Source organism: Anabaena sp. FACHB-83, assembly GCF_014697485.1.
In the GTDB taxonomy this organism is placed as follows: domain Bacteria; phylum Cyanobacteriota; class Cyanobacteriia; order Cyanobacteriales; family Nostocaceae; genus Nostoc_B.
On the sequence record NZ_JACJRY010000004.1, the window covers coordinates 182967 to 203667 of the forward strand.

Annotated in this window: 24 protein-coding genes; 10 read left to right on the forward strand and 14 right to left on the reverse strand. The window is 40.5% G+C overall.

The genetic code is table 11. The annotated features are described in order from the left end of the window. Positions 1 to 41 precede the first annotated feature (41 nt). A complete protein-coding gene (dapA, locus tag H6G79_RS06750; RefSeq protein ID WP_190590477.1) occupies positions 42 to 926 on the forward strand; it encodes a 4-hydroxy-tetrahydrodipicolinate synthase in 885 nt (294 codons plus the stop codon). Positions 927 to 1168: 242 nt separating this feature from the next. Continuing rightward, a complete protein-coding gene (locus tag H6G79_RS06755; protein ID WP_190590476.1) occupies positions 1169 to 2944 on the forward strand; it encodes a ribonuclease J in 1776 nt (591 codons plus the stop codon). A gap of 47 nt (positions 2945 to 2991) precedes the next feature. On the opposite strand, the gene H6G79_RS06760 is transcribed toward H6G79_RS06755, so the two are convergent. The 4 genes from H6G79_RS06760 to H6G79_RS06775 all read right to left on the reverse strand — a co-directional run bounded on the left by H6G79_RS06760 (position 2992) and on the right by H6G79_RS06775 (position 7425). After that, positions 2992 to 3192, reverse strand: coding sequence for a hypothetical protein (locus H6G79_RS06760; protein WP_190590475.1), 201 nt, complete (start codon positions 3190 to 3192; stop codon positions 2992 to 2994). Between the two features lie 50 nt (positions 3193 to 3242). Next, positions 3243 to 4754 (reverse strand): peptidoglycan-binding protein, encoded by a 1512-nt coding sequence (locus H6G79_RS06765; RefSeq protein WP_190590474.1) that lies wholly within the window; start codon positions 4752 to 4754, stop codon positions 3243 to 3245. Between the two features lie 504 nt (positions 4755 to 5258). Beyond that, positions 5259 to 5735 (reverse strand): SH3 domain-containing protein, encoded by a 477-nt coding sequence (locus H6G79_RS06770; protein ID WP_190590570.1) that lies wholly within the window; start codon positions 5733 to 5735, stop codon positions 5259 to 5261. Positions 5736 to 5913: 178 nt separating this feature from the next. Next, on the reverse strand, positions 5914 to 7425 hold the full coding sequence (locus tag H6G79_RS06775) for an AAA family ATPase (RefSeq protein ID WP_190590473.1): 1512 nt from the start codon (positions 7423 to 7425) through the stop codon (positions 5914 to 5916). A gap of 206 nt (positions 7426 to 7631) precedes the next feature. Here H6G79_RS06775 and H6G79_RS06780 point away from each other — a divergent pair, with 206 nt between their 5' ends. The 5 genes from H6G79_RS06780 (at position 7632) to H6G79_RS06800 (ending at position 9535) form a co-directional block, all read left to right on the forward strand. Next, positions 7632 to 7901, forward strand: a complete 270-nt coding sequence (locus H6G79_RS06780; RefSeq protein WP_190590472.1) for a BrnT family toxin — start codon at positions 7632 to 7634, stop codon at positions 7899 to 7901. Further along, positions 7882 to 8109 (forward strand): type II toxin-antitoxin system BrnA family antitoxin, encoded by a 228-nt coding sequence (gene brnA / locus H6G79_RS06785; RefSeq protein ID WP_190590471.1) that lies wholly within the window; start codon positions 7882 to 7884, stop codon positions 8107 to 8109. The genes H6G79_RS06780 and brnA overlap by 20 nt, the downstream gene beginning before the upstream one ends. A gap of 119 nt (positions 8110 to 8228) precedes the next feature. Further along, positions 8229 to 8792, forward strand: coding sequence for a peptide deformylase (gene def / locus H6G79_RS06790; protein WP_190590470.1), 564 nt, complete (start codon positions 8229 to 8231; stop codon positions 8790 to 8792). Between the two features lie 10 nt (positions 8793 to 8802). Next, positions 8803 to 9006 carry a hypothetical protein gene (locus H6G79_RS06795; RefSeq protein WP_062293148.1) on the forward strand — a complete coding sequence of 68 codons (204 nt, stop codon included), beginning with the start codon at positions 8803 to 8805 and terminating at the stop codon, positions 9004 to 9006. Positions 9007 to 9337: 331 nt separating this feature from the next. After that, complete coding sequence (locus H6G79_RS06800) at positions 9338 to 9535, forward strand: hypothetical protein (protein WP_190590469.1); 198 nt, start codon at positions 9338 to 9340, stop codon at positions 9533 to 9535. A 6-nt stretch (positions 9536 to 9541) separates the two neighbouring features. Here the strand turns inward: H6G79_RS06800 and H6G79_RS06805 are convergent, their stop codons facing one another. After that, positions 9542 to 9856: a hypothetical protein gene (locus tag H6G79_RS06805; protein ID WP_313933887.1), complete on the reverse strand. Its 315-nt coding sequence runs from the start codon at positions 9854 to 9856 to the stop codon at positions 9542 to 9544. Positions 9857 to 9904: 48 nt separating this feature from the next. Between H6G79_RS06805 and H6G79_RS06810 the strand changes: the two genes are divergently transcribed. After that, entirely contained in the window at positions 9905 to 10648 is a 744-nt protein-coding gene (locus H6G79_RS06810) for a dienelactone hydrolase family protein (protein WP_190590468.1), read from the forward strand. Between the two features lie 104 nt (positions 10649 to 10752). Then, positions 10753 to 11655, forward strand: a complete 903-nt coding sequence (locus H6G79_RS06815) for a S1 RNA-binding domain-containing protein (protein ID WP_190590467.1) — start codon at positions 10753 to 10755, stop codon at positions 11653 to 11655. Positions 11656 to 11910: 255 nt separating this feature from the next. Here the strand turns inward: H6G79_RS06815 and H6G79_RS06820 are convergent, their stop codons facing one another. Then, positions 11911 to 12396: a hypothetical protein gene (locus tag H6G79_RS06820; RefSeq protein WP_190590466.1), complete on the reverse strand. Its 486-nt coding sequence runs from the start codon at positions 12394 to 12396 to the stop codon at positions 11911 to 11913. Positions 12397 to 12554: 158 nt separating this feature from the next. Between H6G79_RS06820 and H6G79_RS06825 the strand changes: the two genes are divergently transcribed. Continuing rightward, on the forward strand, positions 12555 to 12767 hold the full coding sequence (locus H6G79_RS06825) for a helix-turn-helix domain-containing protein (protein ID WP_062293164.1): 213 nt from the start codon (positions 12555 to 12557) through the stop codon (positions 12765 to 12767). Between the two features lie 34 nt (positions 12768 to 12801). Here H6G79_RS06825 and H6G79_RS06830 read toward each other — a convergent pair whose 3' ends face one another. From H6G79_RS06830 to H6G79_RS06865, 8 genes are all read right to left on the reverse strand, one after another. Beyond that, a complete protein-coding gene (locus H6G79_RS06830) occupies positions 12802 to 13896 on the reverse strand; it encodes a glycosyltransferase family 1 protein (RefSeq protein WP_190590465.1) in 1095 nt (364 codons plus the stop codon). Between the two features lie 39 nt (positions 13897 to 13935). Further along, positions 13936 to 14787: a glycosyltransferase gene (locus H6G79_RS06835; RefSeq protein ID WP_190590464.1), complete on the reverse strand. Its 852-nt coding sequence runs from the start codon at positions 14785 to 14787 to the stop codon at positions 13936 to 13938. Continuing rightward, positions 14784 to 15860, reverse strand: coding sequence for a glucose-1-phosphate thymidylyltransferase (locus H6G79_RS06840; RefSeq protein WP_190590463.1), 1077 nt, complete (start codon positions 15858 to 15860; stop codon positions 14784 to 14786). Before H6G79_RS06840 ends, H6G79_RS06835 begins: the two co-directional genes overlap by 4 nt. Before the next feature lie 5 nt (positions 15861 to 15865). Continuing rightward, positions 15866 to 16750 (reverse strand): dTDP-4-dehydrorhamnose reductase, encoded by an 885-nt coding sequence (gene rfbD, locus H6G79_RS06845; RefSeq protein WP_190590462.1) that lies wholly within the window; start codon positions 16748 to 16750, stop codon positions 15866 to 15868. A gap of 61 nt (positions 16751 to 16811) precedes the next feature. Next, positions 16812 to 17738 (reverse strand): glycosyltransferase family 2 protein, encoded by a 927-nt coding sequence (locus H6G79_RS06850; RefSeq protein WP_190590461.1) that lies wholly within the window; start codon positions 17736 to 17738, stop codon positions 16812 to 16814. 195 nt (positions 17739 to 17933) lie between these two features. After that, positions 17934 to 18479 (reverse strand): dTDP-4-dehydrorhamnose 3,5-epimerase, encoded by a 546-nt coding sequence (gene rfbC / locus H6G79_RS06855; RefSeq protein WP_190590460.1) that lies wholly within the window; start codon positions 18477 to 18479, stop codon positions 17934 to 17936. Positions 18480 to 18528: 49 nt separating this feature from the next. Beyond that, positions 18529 to 19596, reverse strand: a complete 1068-nt coding sequence (locus H6G79_RS06860; RefSeq protein WP_190590459.1) for an NAD-dependent epimerase/dehydratase family protein — start codon at positions 19594 to 19596, stop codon at positions 18529 to 18531. Between the two features lie 35 nt (positions 19597 to 19631). Then, positions 19632 to 20699, reverse strand: coding sequence for an NAD-dependent epimerase/dehydratase family protein (locus H6G79_RS06865; RefSeq protein ID WP_190590458.1), 1068 nt, complete (start codon positions 20697 to 20699; stop codon positions 19632 to 19634). Positions 20700 to 20701 lie beyond the last annotated feature (2 nt).

Genomic DNA, 20701 nt, shown 5'->3' on the forward strand with positions numbered 1-20701 from the left:
ACATAACAAAAACCAAGCAGGTAATCAGGAGAAAAACGAGGGTGGGAGATTTTGGTAGAGTTTTAACCGCTATGATCACACCGTTTAAACCAGACGGTAGTGTGAACTATGGTGTAGCGGCAGAACTAGCAGCGCATCTAGCTAACAACGGGACAGATACGTTGGTGGTATGCGGTACAACAGGAGAATCCCCAACCCTAACTTGGGAGGAGGAATACCAGCTATTTTTGGAAATATTGCAGGCTGTGTCCGGCAAAGCCAAAGTTATAGCAGGATGTGGTTCCAATTCCACCAAAGAAGCGATCGCAGCAACCCAAAAGGCGGCTAAAATAGGAGTACACGGTACATTACAAGTTGTACCTTATTACAATAAACCGCCCCAAGCTGGTCTATATCAACATTTTCAGGCAATTGCCCAAGCTTGCCCTGAAACCCCCGTGTTGTTATATAACGTTCCTGGTCGTACCGGTCAAAATCTCAGTGCCGAAACCGTTGCCAAATTAGCAGAAATTGATAATATTGTTGGAATAAAAGAAGCCAGTGGTAATTTAGACCAGGCAAGTGAAATCCGTCGCTTGACATCACAAGAATTTCAGATTTACGCTGGAGATGATTCCCTTACCTTGCCCTTGTTAGCACTGGGGGCAACAGGAGTAGTCAGTGTGGCTTCTCATCTGGTAGGAAACCAACTACAGCAGATGATTCAAGCTTTTAGTGCGGGAAAAATTGCAGAAGCTAGAGACATTCATCTCCAACTCTTCCCGTTATTTAAAGCTTTATTTATCACTACAAACCCCATTCCCATTAAACAAGCACTCAAACTTCAAGGTTGGGAGGTTGGTTCAACTCGTCCGCCACTATGTGATGCTGACTCGGAAATAAGCCAAAAACTGGAGGCGGTGCTTCAGAAACTGAATTTAATTTAGGCAGTAGATGATTGGCAATTTGCCGCAAATCTATATATGAATAATGGGCAGATTTTCAGGAAGCACTTTTCCAAACAGTGCTATTACTGCTCAGATATTGACAATTTCGATTTTATTGCACCAAAAGTTGAAAATCTAAACGAAATTTGACTGCTTTCCTAGAGAGAGCCAGTGTTGTCTTTAATACAAGCTTGCTAACCTTCAATTTATTAACACTAAACCACAATCTAACTAAGGAGAAAATGGCTAAAAACGAAGCTGACTCCGCCCTAAAAATTATTCCTTTGGGCGGTTTACATGAAATTGGCAAAAATACCTGTATTTTTGAATACGAAGATGAAATTGTTTTATTAGATGCAGGTTTAGCTTTCCCCACGGAAGCAATGCACGGTGTAAATATTGTCCTGCCTGATACGACATATCTCAGAGAAAACCGTGACAAAATCAAAGGGATGATCGTCACCCACGGTCATGAAGACCATATTGGTGGCATTGCTTTTCACTTGAAGCAGTTTGAAATCCCGGTGATTCATGGGCCAAGACTGGCAATGGCTATGCTAGAGGGCAAACTAGAAGAAGCAGGTGTACGCGATCGCACAGAGTTGCGTTCAGTGATGCCCCGTGATGTCGTGCGAATTGGTAAACATTTCTTTGTTGAGTACATCCGCAACACCCATTCCATCGCGGATAGTTTCACGGTTGCTGTTCATACTCCCCTGGGTGTCGTAATTCACACAGGGGATTTTAAATTTGACCATACCCCAGTTGATGGCGAAAAATTTGACTTGCAACGCTTGGCAGAACATGGCGAAAAAGGCGTGCTGTGCTTGTTGAGTGATTCCACCAACTCAGAAGTACCAGGCTTTACACCTTCGGAACGTTCTGTTTATCCCAACTTGGATCGGGTATTCAGTCAAGCCACTGGGCGATTGTTTGTTACCACCTTCGCCTCTTCTGTGCATCGCATCAACATGATTTTGCAACTGGCGCAGAAACATAACCGCGTAGTCACGGTGGTGGGGCGTTCAATGTTGAATTTGATAGCCCATGCCCGTAACTTGGGTTATGTCAAATGTGAAGATAACTTACTGCAACCACTACACATGGTTCGCAATCTGCCAGATGAAAACGTGTTGATTCTCACCACAGGTTCTCAAGGTGAGACAATGGCAGCCATGACCCGCATTGCCAATAAAGAACATCCCCACATCAAAATCCGCGAAGGGGATACTGTAGTCTTCTCGGCTAACCCCATTCCCGGCAATACGATCGCAGTTGTCAACACCATTGATAAGTTGATGTTGCAAGGTGCGAAGGTTGTCTATGGCAGAGATAAGGGAATTCACGTTTCTGGTCACGGCTGTCAAGAAGACCAAAAACTGATGATTGCCTTAACTCGTCCCAAGTTCTTTGTCCCGGTTCACGGCGAACATCGGATGTTAGTGAAACACTCCGAAACTGCCCAAAGTATGGGTATCCCCGCCGAAAACATGGTGATTATCCAGAATGGAGATGTTATAGAACTAACGGAAAATTCCATCCGTGTTGGAACTCAAGTGAAATCTGGGATTGAACTGGTAGATACTTCTAGTTCTGGTATGGTGAGTGCCAAGGTGCTGCAAGAACGGCAACGGATGGCAGAAGAAGGAATTGTGACAATTGCCGCAGCGATTGATTGGACTGGTAAACTGATGGCCAAGCCAGAAATTCATCTGCGGGGTGTTGTTACCAGTGTAGAGCGATCGCTGATCCAAAAATGGGTACAGCAACGCATTGAAGAAATCCTCGGCGTGCGCTGGTCAGAATTTGCGGCTTTGGGCAGCGAGCAAGCAGATGTAGACTGGGGTGGATTGCAAGGAACGTTAGAAAGAGAATTAGCACGTTCAATTCGGCGAGAATTGCAATGTCAACCAACTGTGACTTTGTTAATGCAAATTCCCGACGAACCAGAAGCAACAATGAAAGTTACCGATGGTAGAAGAAGACGGACGCGGACGGCGGCACAAGTGGCATCTTAAAGAGTGCTGAGTAAATAATATTTTAGAGACGTTGCATTAAAACGTCTCTAAGATATTAATTGTCTGATTACTTGATATAACAAAACAATCACAATTGGGACGATAATCGGGATAGTTACGAGCAGTCCCCATTTATCAAAACGCAGTTTTTGTCCTTCCGACTTGAAAAGCGCAATGACCGCAACTGCGCCCATAAATATCCAGACAACCCCGAAGATAATAAAGATCACAAATGCTGAGTCTGGCATTCTTTTGCTGGTATTGGATCTGACCGACTAGATTCTAGACTAGCGAAGTCTTAAAGAAATTGCACTTTGGCGTTTAAGCCTTTGGAGCGTAACATTTTTGTGAGATTTTCGGCAACAGAGCGATCGCTAAATGCCCCAGCATTCACATAATTTCCTGACATGGACACATCTGGAAAAGCATTGGGAACAAAGCGACGCACTTTGTCGAGGGTATCGCCATTTTGCATTGGCACTGCTGCTACATAATAACGACTACTCACCGGACGATTTAGCGCCACAGAATTATCAAAACCTAATGCTTTCCAAGTTTGTGCATCTACTTTACCTGTAGGATTTAAGCGATATTCCTTTTGAAATTCCACTACAGCCGCTTTGGTATATTCGCCAAACACCCCATCTAATGAGCGGTTAAAATATCCTAATTCTGACAAACGCCCTTGGACTGCTTTGACATTCTCTCCTTTTGCACCCATTGAGAGAACTACCCTAGTTGGTTGATTAGAATATCTCCCTGTCCAGACTTGGCGCACCGCTTTTACAAGTTGGGCATCAATAATGCCATCGGCTGTGAGTTTATTATCGCGTTGGAACTCTACAACCGCATTTCTGGTTAACGTGCCGACAGTCCCAGTCGAATCGCCATAATAGTAGCCTAAATCTCTTAGTAATTGTTGTACATCCCTTACTTGCTGACTGGAAGTATTGGGTTTGCTAGAAACTGGAGGATTAGACAGCGCATCCCAAGTTTGGGTATTTGCAACCCCAGTGGCGGGTAAACCTGCTTTGCGTTGAAAGGCAATGACAGCATTTTTGGTGACGCTTCTAAAATTCCCGGTGGGATTCATCTTAAAGTAGCCCAAGTCTCGCAACCGTTTTTGTAGTTTGGTGACTGCTGGGCCTTGGCTACCTTCCGCCAGAGTCGGATATTCTCCACCAACACTTAAATTACTTTGTAGTGCTTGGGCTGTTCTACTATCAAAAACTCCGTTAGCCGGAATTCGGGAAGCTTGTTGAAACCGGATGAGTGCTTGTTGAGTTTGTGAGCCAAAATAGCCAGTTTTAGGGCCGTTAAAATAGCCTAAATTGCGGAGGTTTTGTTGTAATTGAGCAACGGCTGTACCTCTACTACCAAAGCGCAATTGTCCATTACTACTGTCACTGGGAGTCCCACTTTGGCATGATTGTTGTAAAGCCTGCTGAGTCCTCGCACCCACAATTCCATCAACAGCCAGCCCTCGCGCTTTTTGAAAGCTACTCACTGCTTGTTGAGTTAAGTTTGCAAATCTGCCAGTTACAGAACCTTTAAAATAACCTAAATTTTTTAAGCACTGCTGAATATTTGTAACTGCTGTGCCACGACTACCTACTTGCTGAAGGGCGAAAGTTTGGTCAGCTAGGTTTAAAATTCCGATAGTCAGTGCTACAGATAAAAGCCGCATTGCCACAGGGCTAGACAGTTTAGGCCACTGCCAAAATTTAAATTCTAACTTTATCGGTACAATCTCTATGTTTTCTGAGGCTTCGTAGGCTGAGGCGACATGAAGATAACCAATGGCTTCCATGATGTTTTCCCAAGTTTTCGGCTGATGACAATTCCCTGAGTACAAGAAAAAAGTATTTCGCTTGACCCTCCGAATTTTAGATTTTGGATTTTGGATTTTGGATTCTTTAGGGTACAAGCCCCACCCCGCAGAATTTTGGATTTTGGATTTTAAATTTTGGATTTAATCTAAAAGACGCTCCTGCGTCGCTAACGCTACGCTATCGCAAATCTAAAATCCAAAATTGTTGGACTTTTGTTTTAAGGTTATGGGTTTGGCTATTTGTTTACATCACAAGGAGCAAACTGCTTTTCGGCAAAAGTGGAAAATTTTGATGTTAAAAATTAATTGGATTGACTAGAATCTATAAAGTTTTTTGAATGTTAATTACAGTGATCAGTATATATAAAAATATACCACTTTCTATAAGTAATAACTGTGGCTTTTACTAAAAAAGTATAAAGATTAGAGAGTAGGAAATAGGTAGTAAGAATTAGTGAGTTCAGATGGGGATGATTTCTAACTTTAGTTGGTACGTTCAATGTTGCCAATTTTTACCCAACCTTCTTGGTCACTACCTTCTGTGCGAATCTTCACCCAAGTTTTATCAGGGTTTTCTTCTAAAACAATGATTTTTTGATTGAAAGTCACTCCCCCAACTTTTTCGGCTGACTGATTAGGTTCGGCACGTAAACTCAAACCTTCAGACCAAGTAACACGTCCTTGATAAGCGCCAGGTGGTAATTTTTCAGGAGATTTTGTGGGTGTTGGTGTGGAGGTTGGAGTTGGAGTAGATTCCGGTTCAGGTGTGATGACAGAATCGTTTTTAGGTTCTTTGGTAGCTTGGTTTTTCAAAGAAGGATTATCATTGGCAAAAATCGGTTTATTGGGCGGTATGGCGGTTTGATTGATGAAATACAGCGCCACCGTCATACCCGTACCTAATAAAACAGCGATCGCTAGGATAAAACCTAGTATTAACTTAAGTAGACCAGAAAGCATAGTTACATTAATAGTCAATAGTCAATAGTCAATGGTCAACGGTGAATGGTCAATAGTCAAGTATGAAGTCTGAAGTATGAAGTGTGAAGTTATGTAGCCGTGCTGTGCGTAACTTCTCTGAATAGCATAAGTTTTAGACTCAAAAATTTCAGACTTCAGACTTCACACTTCATACTTTCTAACGTAGCTTGCCAAAGGCATCGCTGAGGGGGCTGTGTTTTGAGGCGAGACGCGCTCTCCCAGCCGCCGCCCATTCTTGGAGTTTTTGAATTTGTTCTACAGCCGTTCGCGCCAAGGGGATGATTTGGCTGGCGGCTTCTAAAACATCGTCGGTATTAAAATCACGGTTTTGGCTAAATCCAATGTGCATAGCTTCAATCAGAGTTTGCTCAATTTCCGCCCCAGAAAAATCAGGTGTTTCATAAGCTAACCTATCAATGTCATAGCTTTTCAAGTTATGGGGGCGCAATCTGGATAAATGAACGTTAAAAATTGCTTTTCTTTCTTCTTGAGACGGTAAACCAACAAAGAAAATTTCATCAAATCGCCCTTTTCGCAACATTTCTGGCGGTAAGGCTTGAATGTCGTTGGCAGTAGCCACCACAAATACAGGTGAGGTTTTCTCGGCTAACCAGGTGATAAAAGTGCCAAATACGCGGCTAGTCGTGCCTGCGTCACCTTTGCTCCCCAGTCCCGAAAAAGCTTTATCTATTTCATCAATCCACAAAATACAGGGGGCGAGGGCTTCGGCTACCTGAATCATTTGGCGTGTGCGTAACTCTGATTCCCCGACTAAACCGCCAAATAACCGCCCTACGTCTAAGCGTAACAAAGGTAAGTGCCAGTGATGAGCGATCGCTTTGGCTGTTAAAGATTTTCCTGTTCCTTGAATCCCCACCAATAGTAAACCACGGGGATGGGGTAAGCCATACTGACGCGCCCGTTCGGTAAATGAACCACCACGCCGTAATAGCCAATCTTTGAGGTTATCCAATCCGCCAATATCAGAAATTTGCTCGGTAGCGGGGTAAAAATCAAGAATTTGGGTTTGGCGGATGGTTTGGCGCTTTTCTTGTAAAACCAAGTCTACATCTTCTGGTTGTAATTCGCCGTGAGTAGCGATCGCTCTGGCTAAAACCCGCCGAATCCGTTCCATAGATAGCCCTTGACAAGAGCGCACCAAATCATCTAAAAGCTTCCCAGAAAGCGAGTTACCCGTAGATTGCAGTAAGCGTTCTATCTCGGTTTTAATTTCCGGCGCGGCGGGTAAAGGAAATTCCACAACCGTTAAAATTTCGGTTAAATCGTCGGGAATGGCGATGCGCGGCGACAATAAAACAATATTTTTTGGTTGCGATTTTAAAAGTCGGGCAAAATTGCGGAGTTTACGGGCGATCGCCACATCATCTAAAAAACGATGGTAGTCTCGTAAAATTATGACTGCCGGTGCTGAAGCTGGTAATTTCTCTAAAAATTCCAAAGCTTGTAGGGGATTGCGTCGCCCAAAACCGGCATCATTGGGGTTTCCTTGATAGCCATCAACAAAATCCCAAGTATAAACAGGGCGATTACCTTGATTGGCGGCTTCTTCCCGAATGGCTGCTTCGACCCGTTCTTCTTCGTAGGTGGGAATGTAAATTAACGGATAACGGGCGCGTAGCAGCAATTTAAACTCGTCACGGAAGTTCATATCTAGCTGTTAGTTGTGAGTTGCTCTTGATGGCAATGTACAACTTTCTTTCACCAATCAGCTATAAATGCTGTCTAGTCGTTGTCTAGTTTTTCAACGCGAAAATACGCTCAGTAATTCCCAGTGCGATCGCTTTTTGGGAATAAGTGGGAATTTGCCTCTTTATTAGTATAATAAAGGTATGAAAATTATACCTTTTGAGTGGTGTGGAATTTGAATTTGACGACTCTAAAAGCCAATCAAACCTAGCAAAGCACGGAATTAACTTTCTAGAGGCACAAGAACTCTGGGCTGATCCTGATCGAGTTGAAATTCCGGCGCGGATAGAAGACGAACCAAGATTTCTGGTCATCGGTAAAATCGCTCAAAAGTGCTGGTCAGCCATCATTACCTATCGAGAGAACAGAGTACGGATTATTTCAGTCCGACGATCACGACAAGAAGAGGTAGCAATTTATGAAAGCAACAGAATTTGATGCCAAATTTGATCAGGATGAAGACATCACCGAATTTTTAGACCTTTCCCAAGCCAAGCGTCCTGGTCATGAACAGAAAAGAGTCAACGTTGATTTTCCAACCTGGATGATTGAAGCATTAGATTATGAAGCGAAACGATTGGGTGTTACTCGTCAATCAATTATTAAGGTATGGCTTGCAGAAAGACTTGCACAGCTATCTCGCTAAAATGTGATCGCCCATCAACTCCAGATAATTCTGAATTCTGCTGCATCACCATGAGGTCTAACTCAGATTGATAGAATTAAGTTAGTTGGAATTTGCACAATTGAGCCATTGAAATAATCATGCCCTCTGAAATTGCTGTTGAGAAAAAAAAGTTAAAAAATCCGCCACTGAAGCTGCACTATCTGGGCGATCGCGCGTTGCGTCAACCAGCCAAACGTATTACCAAAATTGATGACGAACTGCGTCAACTGGTACGCGAAATGTTGCAAACTATGTACAGCAGTGATGGCATTGGTTTGGCTGCACCCCAGGTAGGCATTAATAAACAACTGATCGTAATTGACTGCGAACCAGATAACCCCGCAAATCCGCCACTGGTATTAATTAATCCCGTAATAAAACAAGTCAGCAAAGACATCTGCGTTGCTCAAGAAGGCTGTTTGAGTATTCCGAATATTTATATGGACGTAAAGCGTCCTGAAGTGGTGGAAATTGCTTACAAAGATGAATATGGCCGTCCCAAGACATTAAAAGCTGGGGACTTACTAGGACGCTGCATTCAACACGAGATGGATCACCTCAACGGTGTGGTATTTGTTGACCGTGTAGAAAATTCCTTGACTTTGGCACAGGAGTTATCTAAAAATGGCTTCTCGTATCAAGCCGTGAAACCAGTAGCATAGGGGACTAGTAGTGTATTTAACTCCAAAAAGCGGTTTATTTCTCGGTGCGTCTTGCATAACAGCGATCGCCGCCGTTGGTTCGGTGTTTGAACTCAGTTATGGACAGCCAGATTTAGGCTTTGAAACCACTGCAATTATCTTAGGATTAAGTATTCCACTAACAGGATTATTTTTTATTGCCGCAGTGAGGGACGCAAGGGCTAACATAAAATAAGCATCAGGTATATAAAAAAGGTAAAAGGATGACCAAAATCAAAGTTCACCCTTTTACCTTTTATTTTTCTACCTAAACCTGTCAGCCTTAACCTCTAGCCCCTAGTACAGTGCGGCGTAAATAAAAAGACCATAAGAAATTGCTAAAAGGCTTGTGGTATCACTATTCTTTCTTTTTCCTTTTGACTTTTGACTTTTGCCTTGTTGTACTAGCCTCTAACCTCTAGCTCCTATTCTCAATTTTGGTAACTCAGCACTCAATACTTTTAAAGTCAACAGGTAAAATTTATCTTGTGGGTAGGAAAACGCCCTAATTTCGAGAGGAATCGACTGTGGAACCTAAAATTAACTGCGCCCAAGCCTGCGTCAATGGTTGTATTTTAGGGGATAAATGCCCCAATATCGAGTTTAGAGAAGCAGCCTCACAATTCATCAAAGAGACTTCTTTAGACGAAATGCTGGCTATGGCGGAAGAGCGTCTGCGTAAAAAGATGACAGAACCGCCAAAATGGGTGCTACCGGAAGATTAGTAGCTGCTAAATAGCGTCTGGATCGATATTTAATTCTCGCAGTTTTGCGGCTAGGCGATCGCTACGTTGTTTTGATTGTTCAGCAAGTTCTCTGGCTTGTTCGGCGAAATGAGCTTGTTGTTCTGCACGTTCTAACTCCTGTTGTGCAACTTCTTCGGGTGTCGGAACTAGTTGCTCTTCAGGAGTATAAAACCTTAATGTTTCTTGATGGACTCCCAAGTATAGCTCAAGTTGCTGACTCCACAATAAACCTTGAGGATTTGGGATTATTGGTTGATATTTACCGAGCAGTTGATTAATTGCTAGGAATAGCTTAAACATACTGGCATAGTTAAATCCAATAACTGTAGAGCATTCGGAGAAATAACTATGTCAGAACTAGCAATTAGCACTTCCTGGGTGAAGCTTTCACCAAATAATCTGCAAATTTCGGCTTACTTGGCGCAACCTCAAGAACCCGGTACTTACCCTGGAATTGTAGTTTTACAAGAAATTTTTGGTGTTAATAGTCATATTCGAGATGTGACCGAGCGAATTGCCAAGTTAGGGTATGTTGCGATCGCACCGGCATTGTTTGATCGGTTCGCTCCCGGTTTTGAAACGGGTTACACTCCACAAGATATTGAAGTTGGCAGAAAATACGCTTGGGAGCAAGCCACAGCATCACAATTACTCAGCGATATTCAATCAGCCATTGATTATCTCAAAACTTTGCCGCAAGTCAAACAAAACGCCATTGGTTCTATTGGTTTTTGTTTTGGCGGTCATGTAGCTTACCTAGCGGCTACTCTCCCGGATATCAAAGCTACGGCATCTTTTTACGGCGCGAGGATTACTAATAGCACACCGGGAGGTGGCGCGGCTACTTTAACGCGGACTCCAGAAATTCCCGGCACACTCTACGCCTTTTTTGGGATGGAAGATCCCAGCATTCCCAGAGAACAAACCGAAGAAATTGAAGCAGAGTTAGAAAAATACAAAATTCCTCATCGTGTCTTCCGCTACGATGGAGCTGACCACGGATTTTTTTGCGATCGTCGTGCCAGTTATAATCCAACAGCTGCTGCTGATGCTTGGATTGAGGTACAACAATTGTTTAGTCAATTGAACTGAACGTCATTTGTCCTTGGTCATTGTTCATTGGTAATCACCAAGGACAAATGACCCACCTCAAAATTCAGTGGTCATAGCTAAATAACAATTAATTTTCATTAGTCATGAATTCCGAATCGAAACTTTCTCAAAAAGCCAATTCGTCGTTTACAATGGACGATTTTGCTCAAGCACTAGAAAAACACGACTACCAGTTTCAAAAAGGCCAGGTGGTTCACGGTAAAGTGTTCCAGCTTGACCCCGATGGTGCTTATGTTGATATTGGTGGCAAGTCGTCGGCTTATATTCCCCGCGATGAGGCTTCTTTGAGAGCTGTTACCGATTTATCGGAGGTACTGCCTTTACATGAAGAATTAGAGTTTTTGATTATCCGAGAACAAGATGCCGAAGGTCAAGTAACTCTTTCTCGCCGACAGTTAGAAATTCAACATATCTGGGAAAAAGTCGTACAAATGCAAGAAAATTCCCAGACGGTAGAAGTTCGGGTAACAGGTGTAAATAAAGGTGGTGTCACCGTTGATTTTCAATCTTTGCGCGGGTTTATTCCGCGATCGCATTTAACCGAACGTGATAACTTAGAAGCACTGAAAGGTAAAACTTTAACGGCTGGCTTTTTGGAAGTAGACCGCAACAATAAAAAACTTATTCTTTCTCAACGTTTAGCCACTCGTTCGAGTAATTTCAGTTTGTTAGAAATTGGTCAGCTAGTTGAAGGTAAGATAACTGGCATTAAACCATTCGGAGTGTTTGTTGATTTAAATGGGACGAGTGCCTTGCTACATATTAAGCAAGTCAGCCAAAAATTTATTGAATCTCTCGAAAAAGTTTTTCAAGTCGGTCAAACAATTAAAGCTGTGATTATTGACTTGGATGAAGGCAAAGGTAGAGTTGCAATTTCTACAAGAATTTTAGAAAATTTCCCTGGCGAAATTCTCGAAAATCTTGATGAAGTTATGGCTTCAGCCGAAGCACGCGCTCATCGTGCAGCAAATAAAACTGCTGAATAGCTGTTTTCGCGTTTCCTAGTCTACTAAGGTACAAATTTATCTGTTTCCATCTGTCTTGAAAAGTTTTGCGCCGGGAAACCCGGACGCGCAAACTTTTCGCTGCGTGCATCCGCGTTTATCTGCGGTTAATTATTCTTTCCTGTACCTTAACAAGAGCAGCTTCAACAAGTCTGAAATAGTCATTAGTTATTTGTCATTTGGCAATACAAATAACTAATGACTATTTCAACCAAATATGTTTACTTGAAATATAAATCAGCTTAATAATGATTTTTCTAAGCGATAACTCTTTCTGAGTTCCTGCAAAGTTTCTTCTGTAAAGGCAAATTTAATTAAAGCGATTAACTCACCCCAACTTTGTAAGTTCTGTTCAGAAAGAGCTTGCCAAAACTCATTGATAAAAAATTCTGTCCACCATTCAGGCGCGTGCTTTCTGTAGGCATAGTCATGTTGTTTACGCCACCGCCTACGCCATTTAACAAACTCAACAGGTGTCGGTGGTTCTACGCCCAAAATCGGCGGAAAATCAGCATAACTCACAAACCTACTCACACCCTTTGCATGGATGTAAACTACATACCTCCAGCATTCGATTGTATGTATATCACCAAAGCCAATGCGAAACATCAGACAAATTGCTTCTTCAGTCACAAATCTTGCTAGTGAATTAATACATAAAGATTTATGAACAATTTTTGATGCACGGATGACAAGTGTCCTGGACTTAAGTGATGATACCATGAAAATATCTGTAACTTCGGTAGAATGAACCCTATCGGTGTTTACGGTATGCTTTTTGTAAACAATGCGATCGCCTTTCAGTTTTCCAGGCCGGAAGGCGGTCTTTTTATAGAGTATAATTATTAAAAGATTTATATCAGTCAGTTGTCAAGTAACTTATGGGAATGATTCGCCTCAAGATTCGAGAGTTTGCTGCGGAGAAAGGCTGGACACTGAAAGAAGTCTCAGACCGTTCTGGTGTAGTGTACAGCACTCTCAGGACTTACGCGCGATCGCCAGGATTAGCAACTGTAGATTTTACCGCCATTCAAAAGTTAGCCAGGACTTTTGATGTGATGATTGAGGAACTGGTGGAAGTTGTTCAAGAATAAGCTCAAAGTATTATTACCCCCCACCCCCTAATTTTCACAAATAACGTGCTAAAACTTCAGCCGTTGCATTACCAGTTTTTTCCCAACTAAATAAATTTGCTCTGGCGATACCTTGAGTTGAAAGATGCGATCGCAATTCTGAACTTGTCGCAATCGATTGCATCGCCTCAGTAATTTCTGTAATTTTGTAGGGATTAACTAAAATTGCTGCATCTCCAGCCACTTCAGGTAAAGAAGAAAGGTTCGAGGTGATGACTGGTGTACCGCAAGCCATTGCTTCGAGAACCGGGAAACCAAAGCCTTCCCACAGACTAGGAAACACAAGTGCGATCGCACCGTTAATAATGATTGGTAATTCTTGATAATCTACATAATTGAGAAACTTGACTTGATGAGTGATACCTAATTCCTCAACTTGCAATTGCACAATTGGGGTGTAACGTGGATCATTTGGCCCTGCTAACCATAATTCATAATCTTGATGATTTGGGAGTGCGGCAAAAGCACTAATCAGGCGTTGTAAATTTTTATAAGGGTCTTGCCTACCAATGTAGAGAAAGTAATTGCGAGTTGGTAGATTGAGATGGCGAAAATGAGTGCGATCGTGCGCTAAGGAAATAGGCGTAATTTTACTAGCTGGAATTTTGTAAAAACTAACAATATCATCAGCCGTAGCTTGAGAATTACATACAATATGCTGTGCTTGCTTCAAAACTTGCGGAACATAATAACGATGATATGGTGTTAGTGGCGAAAAGCGTTTAGGAAAACGCAACGGGATTAAATCGTGAGACATCACGACAAAACGACAGTTACTATATAGAGGTGCTTCTGGTAAAGGCGAAAATAACAGTTGCGATGCCAACTTTTGATAAATCTTCGGTAACTGTAATTGCGTCCATACTAAACGGCGAAAATGCCCCATTGTCCCATCAGCAGGAGTAAGATTATTGGGTACAGAATAACAACTAAACTCAGGATAATTGTAGGCAGTTAATAAGGTTGGATTTAGGAATTTTAAATAAGGAAAAAGATTTTGGGCATAGTTACTGATGCCTGTTGGTTTAGCTAAAAGTATCGATAAGTTAATAATTATTTGATTGGATAAGTAACTTTCTTTCTTATTCATTTAAGCATTGCTGTACAAGACCCACTTTTAACAATAACACTAGCTTTGAGGCAGATATCGCCTTAAATAGATTAACACACCATTAATTTTTCCTAGTGCCATTTGTGGTTTAATAGGTAATAAAAGGAAAGCATACAAAATCAGTCGAGTTAATCTAACGATTCGTACTGCTGTATTTGTATATTTCTCTAATGTTAATAAATAGCTGTATGTGCTGTATTTAATTTTCAGGAAAATATTGCGATTAGTAATGGAAGAAGGCTGATGAATGACACTAATTTTTTTTGTGACTGCTATCAAATACCCTTGTTGGGCATAGCGTCTACAAAAATCAAAGTCTTCATAATAAAGAAAGTATTCTGGATCAAATAAAGGTATTTCTGAGAAATTGCCTAAATTAATAATTAAACTACAGCCAGAAACCCAATCGCAAGTAATATAATCTTTATCTGTATTGGTTAACAAGTCTTGGCTGAGAATAGCACCCGTAGTAGGAGTGAAGTTACCACCACCAAACCAGACTTCACCAATAGGTGTATAAATAATAGAGCCAATAATTGATAATTCAGAATGAGAATCAAAAAATATTTTGGCTTGTGCTAAAGAATTTTCTGGTAAATAAGCATCAGGGTTAATTATCCAAATAATTGCTTGCTTGTTTTCTTGGTAAATATATTTTATGCCTAAGTTACAAGCCTGACCAAAACCGATATTAGTTTCAGCATGAATAATCTGTACAAATTCATGTTTTAGGTTACTAATCTCAGAATCATCTGGAGAATTATTGACAATGATGAATTTATAATTAATCTGATTACTGGAGGGTAAGGAATTAATTAATTTAGTTAACAAATTAGTCGAGTAATAGTTAACTGTTAAAAAGTAAATCATGTCAGTTCAATGTGACAATCATCACCAATCAAAAAGCGTAAAGCTTTAGGACGGCGGGGAGCAATAGTTAATTCTGCACGTTGACCAATAACGCTATCAATAATCCTCTGGTCAATTCCAGCAATTTTCGCACCTTCTAAAATTACACTATGTTCTAAATCAGTGTCGATGAGGGTGGTCTTATTAGCAATGCTACTATAAGGGCCAATAAAGCAATTTTCTAAATAACAATTGCTACCAATAATCACTGGGCCGCGAATTGTAGAATTGATAATTTGTGAATTAGCGCCTATTTGTACTCGCCCAATAATTTGGCTTTTCTCATCCACTTCACCTAAATTAGATGTCGTTAAATAAGTATCTAGAATTAAACGGTTCGCTTCTAATAAATCATCTTTTTTCCCCGTGTCTAGCCACCAACCATCTAAATTGCAGGCTAAAACTTGTTTTTGCTGATTGATTAAACATTGAATAGCATCAGTAATTTCTAACTCGCCTCGTTGGGAAGGCTGAATCAAAGAAATGGCCTGATGAATAATGGGGGAAAAGAAATAAACACCTACTAGGGCTAAATTTGATGGGGGAATTTTCGGCTTTTCAATTAATTGTAAGACTTTGCCTGTGTCATCAACCTTAGCTACACCAAAAGCACTAGGATTAACAACTTCACGTAAAAGAATTAACGCATCTGGTTGTTGTTGAGTAAATTTTTCGAGAAAATCACTTAAGTCCCCTTGCTGAATCAGGTTATCGCCCAGATACATAATAAAGGGTGAATCTGCTAAAAAAGGACGAGCGATCGCTACAGCATGAGCTAACCCGGCTGGCTGGTCTTGTAAAATGTAGGTAATCTTCGCTCCAAACAGTTCCCCATCTCCGGTTTTGTTTTGTACTTCTTTCCCGGTTTCTGGGCTGATGATAATTCCAATATCAGTAATCCCAGCCGCCACCATTTCTTCAATTCCGTACCATAGAATTGGCTTATTGGCAACTGGAACAAGTTGTTTTGCGCCTGTATAGGTGAGTGGGCGTAGACGTGTACCTTTACCGCCAGAGAGAATTAGTGCTTTCATAATGATCAAGATTTAGAGAGCCATTCTTTGAGCATGAGTCTCAGGCTGTGTCGCCAATAAGGTGGGTGAGTTCCTAGAACTTGTGATATTTTCCCACAAGCCAGCACAGCATAAGCAGGGCGACGAGCTAAGGTGGGGTATTCGGCGGTGGCAATGGGGACAATGTTCTGTACTGTGAGAGGAAAGCCTAATTGTTGGGCTTCTTCTAAAATCGCCACAGCAAAATCGTACCAGCTAATTACGCCACTGTTGGTGTAGTGGTAAGTGCCAGCAATTTCTGGTGTTAACTGGGGGATGATTTGGGCGATAACCCCAGCGATATCTCGCGCCCAGGTAGGACTACCAATTTGGTCTGTGACTACCTTGATTTCTGGTCGTTCTTTACCCAGCCGCAGCATTGTTTTGACAAAGTTACTTTTACCAAAACTGCCATAAACCCAAGCTGTGCGGAGAATAATGTGATGGAGAGTTGTTTGAGTAATGGCTATTTCTCCTGCAAGTTTAGTTTTCCCGTAAGTATTTAATGGGTTAGTTGCATCAGTTTCTTTGTATGGCTGACTTTGTTGACCATCAAAAACGTAATCAGTAGAAATATGAATTAAAAACGAACCCAGTTTTTTAGTTTCTTGGGCGATGATTTCGGCTGCTGTTGCATTTACGGCTGTAGCTAGTTCCGGTTCAGTTTCGGCTTTATCTACAGCAGTGTAAGCCGCAGCGTTAATAATAATTTTTGGTTGGATATCTCTGATGATTTGGCGTAGGCTATCAGGTTGAGTCAGGTCTATTTCAGGGCGTGCAGAGGCGATGATTTTGTGTTGCAGGGTCAAGATTTTTTGTAGTTCTTGACCGACTTGACCGTTACTACCCAGCAGTAAGATTGAATCATTCATAGACTTCTGCACTTTTAAATGCCTGACCGTTGCTATCCTGCAAAATCTCAACCATATTAAATCATGACCAAGTTTTCCCAAGCTGACCTTTTAAACCATGATAAGTTCCCAATAGACAAGCCCAGAGTTTGAGATATTTATGCTCTAAATCATAAAACATAATCCAAAACATAGTACTCAGCATATATTTTATCCGCCATAGGACACTTATTAAACGATAATAGCCTTGAGCATAACGAGTTTCTAAGTAAGTATGGTTACGACAGATATAATAGTGCCGTAAAGCTGAGTATTTTTGTATGTAACGCTCTTTTTGGAGAAAATTTATTTTAATAGGATTACCAAAATTGTGATACATGATGGCTTGAGGGACAATCAGATTATGGAAACCTTGTTGTTTTAGTCGCAAGCCATAATCAAGGTCAACACCATCAATGAATAAATCTGCACGAGGATAACTGATTGTTTTGGCTGCATTCAAAACGATTAATGAACCAGAAGTAATAGGTGAATCGCATTCATAATATTTCTCCTCACTTAAAGGTTTATAAGCAAGAAAGTGATATTGATCAAATATTGCTCCATCAACGCTTTTATTACTTCTCTGATCAAATGCGGCTGGCGCAAGTATCCCAATTAAATAATCAGACTTAGTAAGAGTTTTGTAAACACTTATAAGTCTAATTAAACAATCTTCATGGGCTACACTATCCTGATCAAAAGCCCATAAAAAATCATATTCTTCCTCAATTGCCCATTTAATTGCCAAAGTTAGTCCTGCACCAATTCCTATATTTTCGGGATGAAACTTGACGATAATATTTTCTTGATTTGCAAGATGAAGTAAAGGTTGTTGTATGGAGTTATCTACTATTAGTAGCTTATCAACAGCTATAGATTGATTAAAAATTGCATTAATACAATTTTTTACTGCTGTTGAATCTTCATAAGCTGTTATGTAAGCTGCTATTTTGTATTGCTCCATCATTTACTTTGCCTATACTTATTCATGTTTTATCCTCAAGCTATTTTCATGGATGACCTCAAAAATAGCTTTTGCAACAGTGCGTTGAGTCAAGTAGGTCTATATCAGGCTATGCAAGAGTCATGATTTTGTCTTTTGGAGCGAGATTTGTGTAGTTATTGACCTCCTTTATAGTTGGCACCCAGCAGTCAGATTGAATCATTCATAGATTTCTGCACTTTTAAATGCCTGACCGTTGCTATCTTTAGCTGATAATATTGGTGGTTCTTGGATAGGCCAGTCTATAGCTAAATCTGGATCATTCCATAGAATAGTGCGATCGCCTTGGGGTGCATAGTAATCTGTAGTTTTGTAAAGCACCTCCGCCACTTCCGAAAGTACCAAAAAACCATGAGCAAAGCCTGGTGGTATCCACAATTGGCGTTTATTTTCGGCGCTGAGTTCATATCCTACCCATTGTCCAAAGGTAGGTGAACTTTTGCGAACATCTACAGCTACATCAAAAATACTACCAACAATAGCCCGCACTAATTTACCTTGTGGTTGGATTATTTGGTAATGAAGTCCGCGTAACACATTTTTTTTAGAAAAAGAATGGTTATCCTGCACAAAGTTAAAAGGATGATCAAGTTTATCAGTAAATTTTTGCTGGTTATACGATTCAAAAAAAAAGCCGCGTGAGTCGGAGAATACTTGCGGTTCTATTAGTAATATCTCAGGTATTGTTGTATCGGTGTCCTTCACGGATTTTGGGTAAGAGGATGTTTTGATGTGATTATTTTATCACTTAAAATTAACTGGCTTTTCGAGATACCTGAGCATAATAAATTTCTTCTAATATCTGTTCAAGGTTATACTTGTATTCCCAGTTTGGATAGTGAAGGCGAAATTTTCTCACATCTGAAATATACCAAATGTGATCACCAGAGCGATTCTGTTCTGTATAAGTATATTGCAACTTTTTGCCTACGATATTCTCACAAATTGAGATTGCTTCTAACATAGAGCAATTACTATGCCGAGAACCACCGATATTGTATACCTCTCCACACTGAGGATTTTGATAAAAGTGGTAAAAAGCGTTTACTAAATCATAACTGTGAATATTATCTCTGACCTGTTTACCTTTGTAGCCAAATATTGTGTAAGTTTCATTAGAAATAGTACATTTCATTAAGTACGCTAGAAACCCATGTAACTGAGCGCCAGAATGATTAGGGCCAGTTAGACAACCGCCTCTAAAGCTAGCAGTCTTCATCCCAAAGTATTTGCCATATTCTTGAACTAATACATCTGCTGCAACTTTAGAAACACCAAATAAGGAATGTTTAGAATTATCAATTGACATTGATTCATCAATTCCTTCCAAATACTGATGATCTGCTGCAATTTCCCAGCGATTTTCTAATTCTTGTAATGGCAAATAATTAGGAGTATCGCCATAAACTTTGTTGGTTGAAGTAAATATAAAAGTTGCTTCTGGGCAATATTGCCGAGTAGCTTCTAGTAGTACCAAAGTACCATTAGCATTGACTGTAAAATCTGTATGTGGATCTTTAGCAGCCCAGTCATGCGATGGTTGTGCTGCTGTATGGATAATCAGAGCAATATCAGAAGAATGTTCTTGAAACAGGTTTTCTACTGCGGAGCGATCTCGAATATCAATATCATAGTGACGATAGTTATTACCATATTTATCTTCCAAGATGCGACGATTCCAGTCTGTAGAAGCAGATTCACCAAAAAATACTGCCCGCATATTATTATCAATACCTACAACATGAAAACCATGTTGGGCAAAAAAGTGAACAGATTCCGAACCAATCAGACCAGAGGAACCAGTAATTACAACCGTAGGCATAGTATATTGATTCAAGTCAAATTATAATAAACATCTTAAGATAAAATGGGTTTGAGAATTGTTTCATTCTCAAGAATCCAACTATAAATATCTTGCAGAGTTTGTTCTGGATTCCTAATTGCTCTCCATCCAGTCTTAGCCATTATTTTAGAAGCATCTGTAATATATATAGGTATGTCACCTTGTCTAGCTGTTGCTTCTGATTTGATCAAAATAGATTTACCAGTAATTGCTTCGCATAGTTTAGTAGTCTCTAACAAAGACAAGCTGTTTTCTACACCTCCACCAACATTTAAAACATCTCCGTCTAAGTCCGAGAAATTTTCTAATTGGTAATCAATCAAGGTTAATAAATCATCAATATGTAATAAATCTCTAACTTGTTTACCTGTACCGCCATAGCCTATATAACTTAAAGATTTTTCAAAATAGTGTGCAGCCAGCCACAACACAAAAACACCTTGATCAACTTTACCCATTTGCCAAGGTCCTGTAATTACGCCACAACGGTTAACTATTGCCTGAATACCATAAGCCTGTCTATACTCTTCAATCAACATTTCCGAAGCAAGTTTAGTTGTACCATATAAAGAGCGGTGGCCTTGGAGTGTGAATTCTTCTGCAATCCCAAATTCAGACACTCCAGGTATTGTTTGTTGCGATGCAATGTTGAAGCGGGTTGCCAATTCTATTAAATTAAGTGACTTCAGTTTTTCAATAGGATAAATACGGCTAGTGGATAAAAATAATAACCTAGCTTGAATTTGTCTAGCTAGTTCTAAAACATTGATAGTTCCTACTAAATTCGTTTGTAAGACATATTGCGGAGAGGAAAATCCTGCTAGTACGGAAGGTTCAGCAGAACAGTCAATAATAGTACCGACCTGAAAATTTGTGGGTTCTAAATCGCTAGCCGAACGAATATCCCCATGAATAAACTCAATACCCAATTGTTTGAATCGAGGAAGGTTTAATTCTGAACCCCGTCTGCGTAAATTATCAAAACATATAACTTTCCACTGAGGATTTTGCTTTTTTAAACTAATTGCCAAAGAACTACCAACAAAACCTGCTCCTCCTAAAATTAAAATCCTGTCTGACATTT